Here is a 17,587-nt window from a genome sequence, read left to right as displayed (position 1 = left end):
CGGTCCGACGCCGGCGATGTTCAACAGCTGGATCATCGAGTTGCGCTTCTTGCCCATCGGCACGTAGTCGATGCCGTCCTGTGACGCGTAGGCGGGCGTCGTCCGCTCTTCCTTGATGCCGAACGTCTTCTCGACGTAACGGCCATAAATGCGATAGCCGATCAGTAAAATCGCGATGGCGATAAAAAATGTAACCATGTGTATTGTCCCCTTTGTTGCGTATGTAGCCAATCCCCGTTGGCCCTTTAGTTTACATATCGTATGTAACCGATTACATTGTTGATTATATAGCACTTCTTCCGATTATGTAAGGGGTTTCATTCACTTTTTTGACACAAAATAAAGCCCTCAAAACTGAGGGCTCATTCATTGATTAACGAAGGGCTGGGACACCGACATGGCCGGTTCCGACGACTTTCGTTTCTTCTTTTGTTTGACCGTCGAGTTCACTGACGACCGTGAGCGTCTGGCGAAGCTTGAGCGGCTTCACAGACAACGTATACGAGCCGTCCGCTTTCGCTTTCGTTGTCGCGAGCACGCGCTGTCCGTCTTTCAACGTGACGTTCGCGTTCGCTGTCGTGACACCCGTCACAGCTTTCGCACCCGGCTTGATCGTGTCGACCGAGAGGACGAGTTCGACTTGCTCGGCTTCCGTCACCGGATCGAGTGCGATCGTGTACGACCGGAAGAGACGTCCGGCCGCGTCAACGCGTGTCGCGTCCGTCGCTTCGATGCCTTCGTACAAGTCGACGTACTGTTTGCCGGCATCCGCCGTCTCGAACGTGGCGAGACGTTTCGCGTCGGCAACGACTTTCCAGTTATCATCGGCTTTATAATCGACAGCGCCACGGCTCGCGATGATATAGTCCGAGATGACGTTACGTGTCTCGTACGCCGACCGGTAGACGATGCTGTTGCCACCGTTAAGACCTGGGAACGAGCTCGAACCGGCACGGTAGTTGTTCGTCGCGACCAAGAACTCTTGGTCCATCGAAATCGGTTCGCCGTTATATTCAACGTTCTTCACGCGGTTGGCCGAAGCGTTGACGAGTTTCCCGCCGACATCAAACTTCGCCGGACCCGTCACGTCGATCTCATACGTCAACCCGTCCAAGATGTCGAAGTTGTAGCTGCGGAACGCGAGGTTCAAGAGCGGTTCCCCGTCCGCTTTCACTTCTTTGTACGCCCCAGCCGACATCTCGAGCCAGTCCATAACGTCTTGTCCGGTCACTTTAACGACTTCGAGCGTGTTCGGATAGACGTATAGGTCAGCCACGTTCTTCAGTGCGATTTGACCTTTCGGAATGTTCGTGTAGTAACCCGCATCCGTCAATTCACGGCCGCCCGCCTTGAACGGGGCACCGGCCGAGAGGAGCGGCAACCCTTTATACGGGGCGAGGTCCGGGTTTGTCTCGAGTTCTTTCTCGACGAACCACGTCTGTGCGTTCGTCACGAACTGCACCGATGAATCGTCACGGACGAGCGCGAAGTAGCTTTGGATGTCGTCTTGAATCTCGCCGACCGGACGGTTGATGTACTCGATTGTGGCCCGGTGGTCGTCTTCGATGATCGCTTGAATCTCGGCATCGACCGGCGTGTTCGCCGTAATCGTGTCGAGTTTGGCCGTCGCATCGAGGACACGCCATTCTCCGTCCACTTGCTCGAGCTCGAAGTCGATGACACCTAAGTCTTTCCCTTGATTGTTCGCCATGACGACCGGCTTGCCGTTGATCGTCCCTTTTGCCATATCGACGTTCGGGAACGAAGCGAACATACCGCTCGCGTCCGGGAAGCGGCCGTGTTGGTGACCGGTCATGACCATATCGAGGCCATCGATTTTCGTCAGGGCGTAGCCGACGTTCTCTTCATCGTCACGTTGCTCGTCCGCGAGTGCGGCGCTTTCGCCGATCCCTGAGTGCGCGAGGGCGACGACGACGTCCGCGCCTTGTGCTTTCAACTTGCTGACCGCTTCACGCGCCGACGGTATGATGTTCTCCGCCGTCACGCGGCCTTGAAGGTTCCCCGAGTCCCACGACATGATTTTCGGCGGCACGACACCGAACACACCGACTTTGATCGTATGTGTCTCCCCGTCCGTGTCCGTGACCGTCCGCTCGATGATTTGGACCTCTTGTCCGTCAACGTTGAACTTCGAAACGATTGGGTTCCCCTCTAAATCTTTGACGTTCGAGTTGACGAAACGAAGCTTCCCTTTCGATCCTTCCATCGCGTCGTATAAAAATTCGAGACCGAAGTTGAACTCGTGGTTGCCGAGTGTGACCGCGTCAAAGTCGAGCGCCGCCATCGCTTTGTACATCGGATGCTCGAACGTGCCCGGGTTCCCTTGATGCACTTCCCGGACGTAATCGCCAAACGGCGTCCCTTGAATCGTATCCCCGTTGTCGAAGAGGAACGTGTTGTCGGCTCCTGCTTCCGCACGATGCTGTTTGATGAGCGTCGCGACTTTCGTCAAGCCGATCGTGTTGTCGACTTTGTCTTGGAAGTAGTCGTAGTTCGTGATGTTCGTATGTAGATCCGTCGTCTCTAGGAAGCGGAGCTTCACGACGTCCTCTGACGCGAGTACGTTCGGTGCGTGCAGCGGTAACGTCGCCGGCAATACGAGTGCCGTCGCAATCGTCCATTTTAAGGCTGTTTTCATGTTCATTTCCCCTTTTTACAAAAAATGGCCTAACCTCTTTCACTATACCACCCGTTTGTAAACGCCACCATTATTTTTTGTAAAAATTTACGGATGTTTGGCCTAAGATTAAAGAAAGGAGTTTGGGAGGAGAGGAATCTAGTTGATCATTGAAATTGATGGGTACTGGGGCAGCGTTTGCCTGAGCGGAAAGAAGTGTTCCAAACAGAAAGTAAGAGAGATGTATCGACAAACGAAAGAAATGGTGGCGGATAGTAAAGACTTTCCGGACATGTTTTGTCGGCTCCACGGCTTTGACCGCATTCCGTGTTCAGACGAATAAGCATCGATTTCGTCCTGGACACAGATACCGACCATATTTATCCCCCGTCTTAACGGGTACACGAAAAGGCTCAACGACTCCAATCGGAGAAGTTGAGCCTTTTTTCATCACAACTATATCTTATTAAATATTTAGCGCCTTCTATTTTAAATCGTGTCGTGAAAAACCTCAAGAAATCAACCTGTTCTGTCGGAATCATTTGGCTTGAGGAACAACTCATCAAAAATCGTTTAATTTCTTAAATCCTTTATCAAACGTGCTAATGAAGTGATTCTCATCATAATTAAAAGTTAGATAAAGAGCTGCATCATCTTCATTTTTAAAAATAACTTTGTATAGATAGTTAGTTGAATTTTCGAATTCTTGAACATTTATATTTTTATGTTTTGACGAGATTTCTGTTTCATACACTTCAAAATCCTTTTGGACTTTTTCAATGATTTTCTCATCTTCAGAAGATAAAGACATCCTATCTGAAAGCTTCAAATAATTTTCATTAGCTTCATCTACAATGTTATTTTCATTTTTCTATTTGAGACGGTGTGAGACCGTGTTACGATAATAAAAACAGAACATTTGTTCGTAAAAAAGGAGTGATGACGATGCGACGTCGGATTTATTGTATCGACAGCGTCTCCTTCTATGCGAGTTGCGAGTGTGCCGCCCGCAAGTTGAACCCGTATAAGACGAAACTCGTCGTACTCTCGAACCTCGAAGACAGCGGTGCCCTCGTCCTCGCCGCGACCCCGCCGATGAAACAACTCGGCATCAAGACCGGATCCCGGCGGTTTCACATCGACCGCTTGCCGTGGCACGAACGGAAGAACGTCCTCTACGCCGAGGCGCGCATGGGTCACTATTTGAACGTGTCGGTGCAGATCGTCCACATCCTCCACCAGTTCGCACCGCCCGAGGCGATTCGTGTCTACTCGATCGACGAGACACTCGTCGACTTGTCCGGGACCGAGCGACTGTTCGGCAATGACGAGCACCTCGCCCGCCTCATCCGGTCGACCGTCTTCCGCTATACCGGCATCCCCGTCACGATTGGCATCGGGCCAAACAACGTCCTCGCTAAGCTCGTCCTCGACTTGCACGGGAAAAAGACCGGTGTCGCCCGCTGTTTCCTCCACGACGTCGAGAAGCTGATCCATCCCGCACCGATCGAGATGATGTGGGGTGTCGGGACGAAGATGGCCGTGCATCTGCAGCGGCTCGGTATTTTCACGATCGGTGACCTCGCCCGTTATCCGCTCGACGTGTTGCATGAGAAGTTCGGCGTCATCGGGGCCGAGCTGTGGCATCACGCCTGGGGCATCGACGAGTCACCGACGATCCTCCCGCCGAGCTCGTTGTTCGGGGCGCAGCGGCAACGACCGCGGACGATCGGGCACGGCATCACGCTCATGAAAGATTACACGACGTACGCCTCGATTCGACTCGTCTTGCAGGCGATCGCCGTCGAGGTCGGAATGCGGACAAGGCAAGCCGGACTCGTCGGCGGGAGCGTTCATCTCGGCGTGCGTTACACACGGAAGAGCGAGCGGCGCGGGTTCAGCAAACAAAAAAAGCTCGACCGCTTCACAGCGGACGAGCAAGATTTCTTGCCGGCGTTGTTGACGCTCTTCCTCGACGGATGGGAGGAGACGGAGGCGGTCCGCTACGTCTCGGTCGCCCTCGGCAAGCTCGAGCCGCGAAGTGACCACGTTCAACTGTCGTTTTTTGAAGACGAGTGGGCGAAAGCAAGGCGGTACGACTTTCTCGACCTCGTCGATCAATTGAACGTCCGGTTCGGGCGCGGCACGCTCCGTCCAGCGTCGAGCCTATTGAAAGACAGTCCGCTCCGCACCCGCCAGCGGTTGATCGGCGGACATAAACAAGGAGGCGATGCACGATGAGCAAGACCCGTTACAAAGACCGAGGCGAACTGAAATGGATCCCGTTTCTCATGCCTGAGCACGTGGCGCTCTTGAAGCGCTATTACGCCCAAATCCAAAAGATCGAACTTCCTGATTTGGATGAACAGCTGCTCCACTTATGGCAAACCGAACTCGAGCGGGCCATCCGCGAAGGCGATGCCGTCGATGTGACACTGTTCGAGGACGGGGCGACACGGTCGGTGCGCGGCTACGTCCACGCCATCTATTACGCTGAACGGGAAGTCGAACTGTTCGATGGCGAAGTGCGCCGCATCCCGTTCGGTCATATCCTGTCGGTCCGTTAAGACGCGTCGATCGCTTCCTGCGTCGTCTCGAACGTGTCGACGTGGTCGAGGACGCCGTAATGGGTAAGCGTCTGCCGCACGGGTGCCGACAAGTGGGCGAAGACGACACGACGGTCGGCCGCTTTCAGTTCCCTGACGACGCGGCGAACCTCTTCGACGGCCGTCACATCGATGACCGGGCAGCGGTGGAAGTTAAAGATGAACACGTCCGGCTCGTCATGGATATGATGCAAGACGTGCTCGAACATCTCGATTGCCCCGAAGAAGAGCGGGCCTTCGACGCTGAAGACGACTTGGCCGTCGCGCGTCGCGTACCGTTCCGTCTGTTCACGGACATCGATCGTGTCGGCCATCCGTTTCGCGAACAAGGCGAGTGCGCAGATGACCCCGACCTCGACCGCGACGACGAGGTCGACGAACACGGTCAGACCGAGCGTGACGAGCAAGACGAGTGACTCGGCTGATCGATGCCGGAGCATCTCAAAGACGTGGTGCCGCTCCGACATGTTCCACGCGACGCGCATCAAAATCGGCGCGAGCGCGGCGAGCGGGACGTAACTCGCGAGTGGCGCCAACACGAGCACGGCGAGGAGCACCGTCAATCCGTGAATGACACCGGAGCGGCGGCTGACGGCCCCGGCTTGAATGTTCGTCGCCGTCCGGGCGATGGCGCCGGTTGCCGGGATGCCGCCGAAGAACGGGACGACGACGTTGGCGAGCCCTTGCCCGAACAGTTCCTTGTCCGGGTTCATCTTCGTGCCGGCCATCCCGTCCGCGACCGCTCCCGACAACAGCGACTCGAGCGCTCCGAGGAAGGCGATGGCGAACGCCGACGGTAAGAGCGTCGAAATCAAATCGAAGTCGATCGCGAGCCAGTTAAAGTCAGGCAGTCCGCTCGGGATGCCGCCATAGGCGCTGCCAATCGTCGCGACTTCGCCCGGGATGACGAGACTGACGAACGTCGGCACGAGCATCGCCATCAACAGAAGCGGCAATTTTACGGGCAGTTTCGGCACGAGCCAAAGCGTCAAGAAACCGATGGCGGCAATGAAGACGGGCCATAGACTCGCTTCCGGTAACGACGTCACGAGCTGAAGTAAGTTCTCATGGAAGTGTGGCGCCTTCTGAAACGTGATGCCGAAAAGTTCATCGAGCTGGTCGACGAAGATGACGACGGCGATCCCGGCCGTGAATCCGATCGTGACGGCGCGCGGCATGAAGCGGATGAGACGGCCGACGCGGAGCACACTCATAAGGAACAATAGGACCCCCGCGAGGAACGTCGTCACGAGAAGGCCTTCGTAGCCGTGCGCGAGCATGACGCCCGAGACGATCGGGATGAACGCGCCGGTCGGTCCGGCGATTTGGAACGTCGAGCCCCCGAACAGGCTGACGAGGATGCCGGCGATGATGGCCGTGTATAGACCGTACACCGGTCCGACGCCCGAAGCGATCGCGAACGCCATCGCGAGCGGGACGGCGACGACCCCGACGGTGATCCCGGCCGAGATGTCTTTTTGCCATCTTTGGCGTGGTGTCATGAAGTTGTCCATTCTTGCATTCCTTCTTTCCATTAGGTCGAAAACGAGTTCAGTTTACGCCTGTATCCCCTCGTTGTAAACGACTCTGGCGAAACGTTAACATAATCGACAAAACAAAAAGACGCATCGCGGTGGATGCGTCTTCGTTAATTCGTCGGCGCCTCGACGACTTGGTCGCCCTCGTCCGCGTCTTCCCCAAGCAGACGGACGTGACGGCCAAACAGCCACATGACGACGAGGTGGGCTTTCGCCTGCGTCTTCGTATAAAACCACCACGGCAGCGCCGGCACGAACTCATGAATGGCGACGAGCCCTTCGTCTGATTCCGGGAGCCGTCTGAACTCGAGGCGTCCGGTCTTCCCTTCTTCGGTCAACTTCGTGAACAGTCCGCCGTCAATCTCGAATGAGGCCATGTCATCTGTCGCCTCGTCCTCGAGCGACAGATGGAGTGCGACGAGGGAGGGACGGAGGAGCGCAATCTCCCAATCGTCCTCTTCTTTCGTCGTCTGGATGAGCGGATACGCGACTCGTCCGAGCCACTCGAAGTATTCATCGGCCATCCAGGCCGCTGATTTGTCCTCCGGCAGACCGAACCGTTGAATCGAGCGGACGGTGTACTGTTTCGGTTGCTTTTTCTTCTTGCCGCCACCCTCTTGCTTCTCTTCTTCCTCGAGCGCGTGCTCGACCGCTTCTTTGAACGGAATCTCCCCTTGTTTGACGCCGGTCGTGTCTTTCGCGACCATGGCGTGGTCCATGCTTTCGACGAGCGGATAGACGGTATCTTTCGGCTCACCCGTGACAGCCATGACCCAAAGACGGGACAACTTGATCGTCGGAAATGGGAAGTCGATCATGACGCGGCGTTTGCCCATGACGTCAGCCGTATCTTCAATCATCTTCCGATACGTCATCACTTCCGGTCCACCGATATCGATATGATGGTCGTACAGCGCCTCGGCCCCGACGACGGAGATGAGCGCCTGGACAGCTTCACGCAAGTCGATCGGATGCGTCTCCGTCTTCGTCCAGTTCGGGAGGATCATGACCGGCAACCGTTTGACGAGTTTCGCGAGAATCGGGAACGACGAGCCTTCTGGACCGATGATCAGTCCGGCCCGAATCGTCGTCACCGGCACGCCTTGGCCGCCGAGAATCCGTTCGACTTCGAGCCGGCTCTTCAAGTGACGTGACAACGTCTTCGACTCTTTCGGAATGATACCGCTCAAATAGACGATTTGTTCGATGTCGTTTGCTTTCGTCGCCCGGGCGAAGTTATCGGCGATGAGCGCGTCCATGTCTTCGAACGTCGCCTGTGTCAATCCGCCGTCCGGGATCATCGAGTGGACGAGGAACATGGCGTAGTCCGCTCCTTCGCACGCCTCGCGCGTCTGTTCATACGAGAACAAATCGCACGACCGCCACGTGATGTGGGCTTCGTCTTCCTTGTTCTTCGTCGAACGAGACAAGGCGATGATGTCATATTCTTCTTTTAAATGGTCCATCACGTTCGAGCCGATATAGCCGCTCGCCCCCGCGATGACGATCGTTTTCCGCATAGTGGTCACTCTCCCCTTGGTTTTCACATAGAAGTAATGTACCCGTCTTGGGCTGAGATTAAATCAGTCGCACGCCCTACAGTATGCACTGGAAAATATATGTAAACTAGACTCAACTACAGGCAGAGGAGGAATGGCTATGGGATTTTGGTATTTCTTGATGCTGTTGATTGGTGGATGGCTCGTGATTCGCGGTCTGTTTAAAAAGAACACGAATGGACTGATACGGTTCGGCACACTTGTGATTGGTGGTCTGTTAATCGCACTCGGTCTGTTCATGTTCCAAGACGGAAGTGATGCGATTGTCGCGGACTTGTTTAACTTGTGGTGAGAATCAAATTGCACCTAATCAGCAAATAGAGAAACAAAAAGAGGGTCACCCCTGCATAAACTACGCACGGATGACCCTCTTCTCTCATTTCAACTTCTTATAGCAGAACACTTGAAATCAGCTAAGCTGTCTGATCATTCACCAGATTGCTTCTTTTCATTTTTTTTCTGCAAATACGCTTCTCGAAGCTGATTAAGCTTTTCTTTTTTATTCGACACAGCTGGTTTTTTGCCGTCTTGATACTTGGCAGCAGCCACTTTACTTTTATTATCTAATTGATATTTTCCCATTTGATTCACCTACTTTCATTTAAATGTGATTGACTTGCTCCATTCACATCAAAAGACCTTCTAATTTCAATGAAATTAGAAGGTCTTCATTAAAAATCATTGATCACAGTCACTATAGACTGCTTAAAAATGGAGACGGCGGGAGTCGAACCCGCGTCCGAAGGCATCGTAACGCATGCTTCTACGTGTGTAGTTTATCTATTGGATCTCGATGTGACACTGCCGATAAACAGGCGTTGTCGCATCCAGTCTGATTCATCTCTTCTTCGCGCCCTCAGACGGCGAGGTTGAAGCGTAGCTTGCTTAGTTTGAGACCCTGATAATCATCCACACAAGCGATGGATGTCAGGATCCGCAGGGCACTTAGGCTGCTGCGAGTTGTGTGTTAGTTTTGCCAGTTATAGGCGTTTGCGTTTTTACGAGGCCGACCCCTCGACACGCCACATACGACCGACCTACCCCCGTCGAATCCATAACGTCCCCGAGGTGGTAATTGGTACTATCACTACTATACCACAATCAGGTATCGCTGTCAGTATTTTTGCCGGTCTCGGAGCGCCCGGTCGACGTCGCGCTTCGCGTCTTTCTTCTTCAAGTCGTCGCGCTTATCATACTTCTTCTTCCCGCGGCCGATTCCGAGGAGACATTTGGCGAATCCGTTCTTGAGATACACTTTGAGCGGGATGATCGTATAGCCGTCCCGGCCTTGTGCACCGATGAGCTGATTGATTTGCTTCTTATGCAACAATAGCTTTCGGACACGGAGCGGCTCGTGATTGAACCGGTTTCCTTGCTCGAACGGGCTAATATGACAGTTGTGAAGCGTCGCCTCGCCGCCGTCAAAACGGACGTAGGCGTCAGCGATGTTAATCTTTGACTGGCGCACCGATTTGATCTCGGTACCGGTCAACACCATGCCCGCTTCAATCGTGTCCTCGATCGCGTAATCGAAAGACGCTTTTCGGTTTTGGGCGAGCACGTTCGAATCTTTTGACTTGGCCATAAACATTCAGTCCTTTTATTTCAATGTAGAGGAGGGGTCACCCCCTCCCATTAACGACGCTTCTTCGCTCCGCGTTTCGCGTCGCCGGTACGTTTTTGTTTGTCTTTCTTCTTCAAGTCGAGTGCCGAACGGCCTTGTGACGGCTTATCCTTCGGCTTCTCACCTGGCTTGGCTGCTGGTTTGCCGGGCTTGCTGCCCGGTTTTCCTGGCTTGCCGCGCTTCGGACGTTTGTCGTCACGACCACGGCCCCCGCGCTTATCCTCTTTCTTCGGACGGCCTTCCGTCGCTTTGATCGTCGTCGGTTGGCGACGGCGCGACTGTTCCCGCTTCGGCATGCCGACGATTGTGAAGTCGATCGTCCGCTCGTCAAGGTTGACGGCGTCGACTTTGACGCGGACCGAGTCCCCGATGCGGAACTGACGTTTCGTCCGCTCGCCAAGGAGCATGAGCTGCGACTCGTCGAAGTGGTAGTAATCATCCATCGATTGGAGACGGACGAGTCCTTCGATCGTGTTCGGGAGTTCGATGAACATCCCAAAGTTCGTGACACCGCTGACGACACCGTCGAACTCTTCACCGAGACGTGATTCCATGTACTCGGCTTTCTTGAGCGCTTGTGTCTCACGCTCGGCATCGACCGAACGGCGCTCGCGTTTCGACGCTTGTTCGGCGATTGGGCCGAGACGGTCCTCGTACTTCGCGATCGTCTTCTCTGACAAATCTTGATTGAGCGCGTACGTCCGCATGAGACGGTGGACGATCAAGTCCGGGTAACGGCGGATCGGCGACGTGAAGTGCGTATAGAAGTCAGTCGCAAGTCCGAAGTGGCCGAGCGAGACGTCATCGTATTTCGCTTGTTGCATCGAACGGAGCATGATCGTGCTGATGACCGCTTCTTCCGGTTCCCCTTCGATCGCTTTCAAGATCTTTTGAAGCGTCTTCGGGTCGACCGTCTGGCCTTTGAACCGTTCGATGTGGACGCCGAAGTTCGCGACGAAGTCGAAGAAGAAGTCGAGCTTGTCCGATTTCGGATTGTCGTGGACACGGTAGATGAACGGGACGTCCATCTTGTGGAAGTGTTCCGCGACCGTCTCGTTCGCTGCGAGCATGAACTCCTCGATCAACTTCTCAGCGACCGAGCGCGGACGGAGGACGATGTCTGCCGGTTTGCCTTCTTCGTCGACGAGCACTTTCGCCTCGGCGAAGTCGAAGTTGATGGCACCGCGCGAGTTGCGGCGTGCCCGGAGCACTTCCGCGAGTTCCGCCATCAAGTCGAACTCTCCAATATACGGTTCGTAGCGTTTGAGCGTCTCTTCGTCGTCGCGCTCGATGATCTCACGGACGTTCGTGTACGTCATCCGCTCCGTCGTCTTGATGACACTCGGGAACAGTTCATGGCTGACGACTTTCCCGTTTTGCGGGGAAATCTCCATGACACAGCTGAGCGTCAGACGGTTGACGTGCGGGTTGAGGGAACAGATCCCGTTCGAGAGGCGATGCGGCAGCATCGGGATGACGCGGTCGACGAGATACACACTCGTGCCGCGCTCAAACGCCTCGACGTCGAGCGGCGAGCCTTCCCGCACGTAATGCGAGACGTCGGCGATGTGGACGCCGAGCTCGTAGTTGCCGTTGTTCAGCTTCTTGACGTGGACGGCATCGTCCAAGTCTTTCGCGTCTTCGCCGTCGATCGTGAAGATCGTCTCGTTGCGAAGGTCGACGCGGCCGATAAAGTCTTTCTCGTCAGCCTCATCCGGCACGGCGTTCGCCTGCTCGATGACGTCCTCTGGGAACTCGGTCGGGATGCCGTGCTTATAGACGATCGACAAGATGTCGACGCCTGGGTCGTTCTTATGTCCGATGATACGGACGACGTCACACGCACCTGCGAAGCGTCCGTCCGGATACTTCGTGATGCGGACGACGACTTTATGGCCGTCGACGGCACCGAGCGAGTTGCCCGGGTTGACGACCGGCCAGAAGTTGATGCGCTTATCGTCCGGTTCAACGAACGCGAACTGGTCGAGACGTCCGCTCGGAAGCGTATACGTCCCGACGAACTCAGACAAGCCCCGCTTCAATACTTTGAGCAGGACGCCTTCCGTCTTCCCACGGTTGTCCTCGCGTTTTTTGACGAGGATCGTGTCGCCGTGATAGACGTCTTTCAATTGGTCCGGCGGCAAGAACACATCTTCTTTCTCGCCTTCGACCGACAAGAAGCCGAAGCCGCGCTGGTGGATCGAAATGATCCCGGCTGCTTGGCCGAGCACGGCGAGCGTCCCGTAACGGTTCGTCCGCGTCCGCCCGATCAAGCCTTCCGCTTCAAGTTCGTTCAATGTACGGATGAGCTCTTTGAAGGCATCCGTCGACTCGAGCGCTAATCGCTCGGTCAATTGGTCGACAGTGAGCGCTTTATCGCTCGACTGTATGATTTCTAATAGTTGGTCACGTAAATTCAACGTGACACCTCCTTTTTCACACTGACCAGTCTAACGTTTCGAGAAAATCGAGCACGTCCTGGTGCAGTTTCTCTTTTTCTTTGTCGAGGGTGATCACGTGTCCCGACTGTTCATACATGAGCAGTTCTTTTTGGAACGCGTTGATCGCCTCGTAAATTTCGTGTGCAGATTGAGGATCGACCATGCGGTCTTTCGCCCCTTGGACGACGAGCGCGGGAACGAAGATATCTTCGAGCCGTGATGTCGTCTCTTGGACGAACGCGCGTAAGTCGGTGAGTGTCGGCATCGGCTTGAAGTCTGCCATCTCTCGCTCGATTTGTTCGGCCGATTTATCTTCTCTTGATTTATATTCTCGGGCGTACGCTTGGACTCCTTTATACAACCGGTCCTCGGCGTCGATCTCCGTCGGCGCGCACATCGGCACGACACCTTTCACGCTCGCTTCTGAGGCGAGGCGGAGCGACATGACGCCGCCAAGTGAGAGGCCGCAGACGGCGATCTCATCATACCCTTTGTCTTTTAGCGCCTGATAAGCGTCTTGCACGTCTTGCCACCAGTCGTTCGGTCCATATTCAAGCAACTCTTCCGGCGGGACGCCATGTCCCCGATACTGGGGTCCCATGCAAGTGTAGCCTTCTTTTTGTAGGAAACGGCCGAGCATGCGGACATCCGCGCTCGATCCCGTAAAGCCATGTAACATCAACACGGCACGTGGTCCGCCTTCAAAGAAGAACGGTTTCGGTGCACTCACTTTCATCGTTCAAGTCATCTCCTCGTACATTCCATTATTCCCAAAAAAAATTGTAAAAAAACAAAAGCTGACCGCCTCACGTAAAAATCGAGAACGATCAGCCTTTCATCATAATGATGCGACTAGTAATCCTAAAATGAAAAACAACGTGCCTAGTACAGCTGCAGTTCGGTTCAAAACAGCGTCGAAGCCGCGCGCTTTCTGGCGGCCGAACAACTGCTCCGCGCCACCTGCAATCGCCCCAAGACCTTGCGACCGACCTGACATGAGCAGTACGACGACAATCAATAAGACAGCCACGACGAGTAGGCTGATTGTAGCGATCGTTTGCATAGTAGTCAGTTCCTCCTTCTTTTTACACGCCTTTTATTATATAGAAGTTGACGTCAAAACACCAGCTTTCTAATTATCGGGACGGGTAGCTGAACCCTTCGCCGATGACCTCTTTCACTTGGTGGATGACGACGAAGGCACGCGGATCGGTCACTTCGACGATTTTTTTGAGCGGACCGACTTGGCGCTTGTCGACGATCATGTAGAGCATGTTCTTGTCTTGCTTCGTGTAGTAGCCGTGACCGTGGATGATTGTCGCCGAACGGCCGAGCGTCTCCGTCAAGACGACGGCGAGTTCTTCTTGCTTGTCGCTGATGATCGTGACTGCTTTTCGGATGTTCAAGCCTTCGGCGACGAGGTCGATGACCCAAGAGCCGATGATGATGGCGATGAGCGTGTAGAGCACGACTTGCTCGCCGAGGAAAATACCCGACATCCCGACGACGATCGCATCGATGATGAACATCGACACGGCGACGCTCAAATGGAGATACCGTTCCATGAGCCGGGCGATGATAACCCCGCCCCCGGTCGTCCCGCCGACGCGGAGCACCATGCCGATGCCGACCCCGATCATAATCCCGGCGTAGATGGCCGCGAGCAACTTGTCTTCGGCCGGGCTGCCCCAGCTATGGGTGACGCTCAAGAAAAATGATGTCGCGACGACCGCGACGACGGAGTACACCATCGTCCGGCGATCGAGCAGCTTATACCCGATGATGAACAAGATCCCGTTCCCGATGATCGATGTGACGCCGAGGTCCCATTCGAACAAATAGAACAAGATGATCGTCACCCCGAGCAGACCCCCTTCCGAGAAGTCGTTCGGGACGGTGAAGTAGTTCACCCCGAATGCGAGGATGAACGAACCGGCGATAATCCAGGCGATATCCTTCACAGAGATCGATTGGAGTTTTTTCCATACTTGTTGACGCAATAGATGTTGTTGTTGACGTTTCATATAAGTTCCCCCTTCCACAGAAAAAAGACCGCGGCCAAAGCCGCAGTCTTTTCATTATACTGGCTTTGGCGCACCGTCTTTCATAATCGGCAACTTGCGGTCTGCGACGTTTTCGTAGACGTGCAAGAGTGCCTCTTTTTCCAAATCCCAGTTGTATTGTTCACGTGCCGTCTTCGTATTCTCTTTCACACGGGCGTAGAGCGCCTCGTCTTCGAGCAAACGGTTGACGCCTTCGGCGATCGACTTCGGATCGTGTGAGTCGACGACGACACCGACGTCGTTCCCGGCCACGACCCGCTCGATTTCAGGGAAGTCGCACGAGACGACCGGTACTTCCGCCATCAAGTATTCGAACAGCTTGTTCGAAGATGCCGAGTAATGGTTGAAACAGACGTTGTTAAGCACTTGGAAGCCAAGATACGCGTTCATCGTATAGTACGGTAACGCCTCGACCGGCACTTTGTCAATCATCTTGACGCGGTCACTGACGCCCTCGTCTTCAATCATCTGTTTGATCAATGGTTTCAATTTCCCGTCCCCGATCATGACGAGCGTCCCTTCCTTAAAGTCTTTCGCCGCAAGGATGAGCTGTTCGAGACCGCGGCCGGCTTGGATGCCGCCTTGGTACAACAAGATCTTCTCATCGTGTGGCAAGTCGAGGAGCGCATGCAAGTCTTTCCGAAGCGAGAAGTCGAGCGGACGATAGAACGGATAGTTGTGGAGCACGTACGGATAGAAACCGTACAATTTTTCGTTGTGCGCCGCGCGCGTATGGTTCTCGACCATCATCGTGTCGACGTAAGGCAACAACCAGCCTTCGAGGTTACTTTGGATGTATCCGTAGCCGGTCCGGTCCGTCTGGACTTCATGCGAGTCGTAGACGATCTTGCCTTTGTTGACGAGCTTCCCGGCAATGAGTGCTTGCGGGAGCGTGTTCAAGTCGTTGGCATGATAGAAATCGTATGACTTTTTCGTCGAGGCGAACACCATCTCGAGCATCGCGCTCAAGTTGACGATGTTTTTGCGGACCGGCGGAAGCAATATCGCGCCAGCCGCGGCACCGAGTCCGATCATCGTGAGCGGCGCGAGAACGAACAGCCCCGCTCCGACGAGCCCCGCTCCGATCTTGCGGGTCGTCTTCTTAAAAACCCATTTTTTTACCTGGCTCGCAAACTTCATTGCATTTATAAGCACGGGCGGTTGGCGTTTGACCCGGATGACACGGAATCCTTCCGGACGCATTTCTTCAGCCGGGAGCTCTTTGTTTTTCGGATCTTGCAAGGCAATCAAATCGACCTCGTAACCCGCCTCAGCGAGCGCTGAACATTCGCGAAGGACGCGGGCGTCATTCGTGAAATGGTTCCATACAAACATACATACCTTCATCGTGTTTCCTCCATCGTTACTTTTTCGATCACGTCTTCGAGGACGTGTATATTGTTTTCCCAACATAAGTTGTCTTTCACGTAGCGGACGCCGTTCGCGCCATACTTGTCACGCAGCTCCGGGCGTTCGAGCAACGTTCGGAGGGAGCGCACAATCTCGTCGATGTCACGTTTGCGTGACACATATCCGACTTCCGCCGCTTCGATGACATTCGCCGCATGGCCTGACACCGCCGCGACAATCGGTTTACCGACCGCCATATAGTCGATCAACTTGCCCGGGATGACCGTGTCGAACACGTCTTGGTCGATCAGGCTGACGAACGCGACGTCCGCATTTTTGATCGCCTGAAACGCCTCCGTCCGCGGCATCGCCTCGAGGAAGAGAAAGTTTTGGAAACCGCGGTCTTTGATCGTCTGTTTCAACTCGTTCTTCCGATATCCATATCCGATCAATTTGAAATGGATGCGCGGTTCGTTCCGGAACCGCTCCGCGAGTTCAAGCAAGAGCGACACGTCTTGGGCGAGTCCCATGTTGCCAGCGTATAAAATTTCCATCCGGTCGTCCGCGGGGACGGTCCGCTCCAAGTTGCGCTCGCTCTCGCGAATCGAGTTCGGCATATAGTGGATGATATCGTTGTCGACCCCGCGCTGGCGAAGATAACTGCGGAACCCTTCTGAGTTGATGATGATGGCGTCTGCCGTTTTATACAGACGCTTCTCAAACCAAAACGCCGGCGCGAGCATCCAGTCGTACTTGAAGACGCCGACCCCTTTCACCGACTCCGGCCAAAGATCACGGACGTCTAGGATGAACGGCACGCCGTACTTCCGTTTCGCATACACACCGACGAACGCCATAAAAAAAGACGGGGTCGTCGCAAAGACGACATCCGGTTTTTTGTCGAGCGTCCGTACGGCGGCGACGCCTTTGATCATCTGTTCGAGGAACAAGGCGAGACGGCTCACCATGTTCGACGTGTGCTTCCGCTTCTTCGTGATGAGTCGCTTGATGAACGGTTGATTGTTGAGCGCCTTGTCATTCCAGAACCGGTCGTCTTGATACAAGTTGAAGTTCGGATACGACGGGGCGGCCGTGATGACTTCGACATCATAGCCGCGTTCTTTCATGAGATGCGTAATATTTTGCATCCGGTTGCCGGCGCTGCCGATTTCCGGATAATAGTTTTGACAGACCATTAACATTGTTTTCAAAAATAACACACCTTACTGTTGTTCGAGTTCGTCCACGAATCGCTTCAAGAGCGCATGGACGTTGGCTTTTAAATCTGGGTCGCACAGCGCATGGGCAATCGTCGCTTCGATGAAGCCGATCGGTTCCCCGACGTCGTAACGGCGCCCGTCAAATTCATAGGCGTACACCGTCTCGACCTCGTTCAGTCGCGCGATGGCGTCCGTCAATTGAATCTCGCCCCCGGCCCCGACTTGTTGGTCCGACAACGCCTCGAAGACGTCCGGCGTCAAAATGTAGCGACCGAGGATGGCGAGGTTCGAAGGCGCCTCCTCGACCATCGGTTTCTCAACGAACGTCCGGACCGGGATGAGCTTTCCTTCGACGGCAAGCGGGTCAATTATACCATATCGTTTCGTCATTTCATACGGGACGCGCTGCACGCCGATGATGGAACGGTGGTACCGCTCATACTGTTCGATCAACTGCTGCGTCGCCGGCACGTCCGACTCGATGATGTCGTCCCCGAGCAGGACCGCGAACGGCTCGTCACCGATGAACTTCCGGGCACACCAAATCG

The 17,587-nt window shown here is 54.6% G+C and carries 16 protein-coding genes and 1 other RNA gene; 3 read left to right on the top strand and 14 right to left on the bottom strand.

From position 1 onward, the window contains the following. On the bottom strand, nt 1–198 hold a 198-nt coding region (locus tag JJU47_RS01345; RefSeq protein ID WP_300997387.1), incomplete at its 3' end, for a carbon starvation CstA family protein. A 175-nt stretch (nt 199–373) separates the two neighbouring features. Next, entirely contained in the window at nt 374–2,659 is a 2,286-nt protein-coding gene (locus JJU47_RS01340; RefSeq protein ID WP_228615765.1) for a bifunctional 2',3'-cyclic-nucleotide 2'-phosphodiesterase/3'-nucleotidase, read from the bottom strand. 924 nt (nt 2,660–3,583) lie between these two features. On the opposite strand from JJU47_RS01340, the gene JJU47_RS01335 reads away from it, so the two are divergent. Together JJU47_RS01335 and JJU47_RS01330 are read left to right on the top strand one after the other, a co-directional pair. Then, nucleotides 3,584–4,879: a Y-family DNA polymerase gene (locus tag JJU47_RS01335; protein ID WP_228615764.1), complete on the top strand. Its 1,296-nt coding sequence runs from the start codon at nt 3,584–3,586 to the stop codon at nt 4,877–4,879. After that, entirely contained in the window at nt 4,876–5,205 is a 330-nt protein-coding gene (locus JJU47_RS01330; RefSeq protein ID WP_228615763.1) for a YolD-like family protein, read from the top strand. The genes JJU47_RS01335 and JJU47_RS01330 overlap by 4 nt, the downstream gene beginning before the upstream one ends. On the opposite strand, the gene JJU47_RS01325 is transcribed toward JJU47_RS01330, so the two are convergent. Both JJU47_RS01325 and JJU47_RS01320 read right to left on the bottom strand, forming a co-directional pair. After that, entirely contained in the window at nt 5,202–6,758 is a 1,557-nt protein-coding gene (locus JJU47_RS01325; RefSeq protein WP_047374370.1) for a SulP family inorganic anion transporter, read from the bottom strand. The two genes, JJU47_RS01330 and JJU47_RS01325, sit on opposite strands and share 4 nt — an antisense overlap. A 134-nt stretch (nt 6,759–6,892) precedes the next feature. Further along, a complete protein-coding gene (locus JJU47_RS01320) occupies nt 6,893–8,302 on the bottom strand; it encodes an NAD-dependent epimerase/dehydratase family protein (RefSeq protein WP_228615762.1) in 1,410 nt (469 codons plus the stop codon). 139 nt (nt 8,303–8,441) lie between these two features. On the opposite strand from JJU47_RS01320, the gene JJU47_RS01315 reads away from it, so the two are divergent. Further along, the gene (locus tag JJU47_RS01315) at nt 8,442–8,633 is read left to right on the top strand and encodes a hypothetical protein (protein WP_228615761.1); all 192 of its coding nucleotides are present in this window, start codon (nt 8,442–8,444) and stop codon (nt 8,631–8,633) included. 134 nt (nt 8,634–8,767) lie between these two features. Here JJU47_RS01315 and JJU47_RS01310 read toward each other — a convergent pair whose 3' ends face one another. The 10 genes from JJU47_RS01310 to JJU47_RS01265 form a co-directional block, all read right to left on the bottom strand. After that, a complete protein-coding gene (locus JJU47_RS01310) occupies nt 8,768–8,923 on the bottom strand; it encodes a hypothetical protein (protein ID WP_024370407.1) in 156 nt (51 codons plus the stop codon). Between the two features lie 127 nt (nt 8,924–9,050). Next, nucleotides 9,051–9,406: a transfer-messenger RNA gene (gene ssrA / locus JJU47_RS01305) on the bottom strand. A 49-nt stretch (nt 9,407–9,455) separates the two neighbouring features. Further along, nucleotides 9,456–9,926, bottom strand: coding sequence for an SsrA-binding protein SmpB (gene smpB / locus JJU47_RS01300; protein WP_228615760.1), 471 nt, complete (start codon nt 9,924–9,926; stop codon nt 9,456–9,458). Nucleotides 9,927–9,976: 50 nt separating this feature from the next. Continuing rightward, nucleotides 9,977–12,385, bottom strand: coding sequence for a ribonuclease R (gene rnr / locus JJU47_RS01295; RefSeq protein ID WP_228615759.1), 2,409 nt, complete (start codon nt 12,383–12,385; stop codon nt 9,977–9,979). Nucleotides 12,386–12,401: 16 nt separating this feature from the next. Continuing rightward, a complete protein-coding gene (locus tag JJU47_RS01290) occupies nt 12,402–13,142 on the bottom strand; it encodes an alpha/beta hydrolase (protein WP_228615758.1) in 741 nt (246 codons plus the stop codon). A gap of 102 nt (nt 13,143–13,244) precedes the next feature. Then, entirely contained in the window at nt 13,245–13,469 is a 225-nt protein-coding gene (gene secG, locus JJU47_RS01285) for a preprotein translocase subunit SecG (protein WP_012726902.1), read from the bottom strand. A 73-nt stretch (nt 13,470–13,542) separates the two neighbouring features. Next, nucleotides 13,543–14,430, bottom strand: coding sequence for a YitT family protein (locus JJU47_RS01280; RefSeq protein ID WP_228615757.1), 888 nt, complete (start codon nt 14,428–14,430; stop codon nt 13,543–13,545). A gap of 54 nt (nt 14,431–14,484) precedes the next feature. Then, the gene (locus JJU47_RS01275) at nt 14,485–15,816 is read right to left on the bottom strand and encodes a glycosyltransferase (protein WP_228615756.1); all 1,332 of its coding nucleotides are present in this window, start codon (nt 15,814–15,816) and stop codon (nt 14,485–14,487) included. Then, a complete protein-coding gene (locus tag JJU47_RS01270; RefSeq protein WP_228615766.1) occupies nt 15,813–17,021 on the bottom strand; it encodes a glycosyltransferase family 4 protein in 1,209 nt (402 codons plus the stop codon). The genes JJU47_RS01275 and JJU47_RS01270 overlap by 4 nt, the downstream gene beginning before the upstream one ends. A gap of 21 nt (nt 17,022–17,042) precedes the next feature. Continuing rightward, nucleotides 17,043–17,587, bottom strand: a 545-nt coding sequence (locus tag JJU47_RS01265) for a UTP--glucose-1-phosphate uridylyltransferase (RefSeq protein WP_300997381.1), incomplete at its 5' end; no start/stop codon positions are given.

This window comes from Exiguobacterium sp. (assembly GCF_020832205.1).
Lineage (GTDB): Bacteria > Bacillota > Bacilli > Exiguobacteriales > Exiguobacteriaceae > Exiguobacterium.
Note: the sequence above shows the minus strand (reverse complement) of the source record. Positions and strands in the feature narration are given on the sequence as shown.

Excerpts from the sequence above, each read along its gene's own strand:
- JJU47_RS01340 (WP_228615765.1), bottom strand. The coding sequence starts at position 2,659 with ATGAAAACAGCCTTAAAATGGACGATTGCGACGGCACTCGTATTGCCG.
- JJU47_RS01335 (WP_228615764.1), top strand. The coding sequence starts at position 3,584 with ATGCGACGTCGGATTTATTGTATCGACAGCGTCTCCTTCTATGCGAGT.
- JJU47_RS01330 (WP_228615763.1), top strand. The coding sequence starts at position 4,876 with ATGAGCAAGACCCGTTACAAAGACCGAGGCGAACTGAAATGGATCCCG.
- JJU47_RS01325 (WP_047374370.1), bottom strand. The coding sequence starts at position 6,758 with ATGGACAACTTCATGACACCACGCCAAAGATGGCAAAAAGACATCTCG.
- JJU47_RS01320 (WP_228615762.1), bottom strand. The coding sequence starts at position 8,302 with ATGCGGAAAACGATCGTCATCGCGGGGGCGAGCGGCTATATCGGCTCG.
- JJU47_RS01315 (WP_228615761.1), top strand. The coding sequence starts at position 8,442 with ATGGGATTTTGGTATTTCTTGATGCTGTTGATTGGTGGATGGCTCGTG.
- JJU47_RS01310 (WP_024370407.1), bottom strand. The coding sequence starts at position 8,923 with ATGGGAAAATATCAATTAGATAATAAAAGTAAAGTGGCTGCTGCCAAG.
- smpB (WP_228615760.1), bottom strand. The coding sequence starts at position 9,926 with ATGGCCAAGTCAAAAGATTCGAACGTGCTCGCCCAAAACCGAAAAGCG.
- JJU47_RS01290 (WP_228615758.1), bottom strand. The coding sequence starts at position 13,142 with ATGAAAGTGAGTGCACCGAAACCGTTCTTCTTTGAAGGCGGACCACGT.
- secG (WP_012726902.1), bottom strand. The coding sequence starts at position 13,469 with ATGCAAACGATCGCTACAATCAGCCTACTCGTCGTGGCTGTCTTATTG.
- JJU47_RS01280 (WP_228615757.1), bottom strand. The coding sequence starts at position 14,430 with ATGAAACGTCAACAACAACATCTATTGCGTCAACAAGTATGGAAAAAA.
- JJU47_RS01275 (WP_228615756.1), bottom strand. The coding sequence starts at position 15,816 with ATGAAGGTATGTATGTTTGTATGGAACCATTTCACGAATGACGCCCGC.
- JJU47_RS01270 (WP_228615766.1), bottom strand. The coding sequence starts at position 17,021 with ATGTTAATGGTCTGTCAAAACTATTATCCGGAAATCGGCAGCGCCGGC.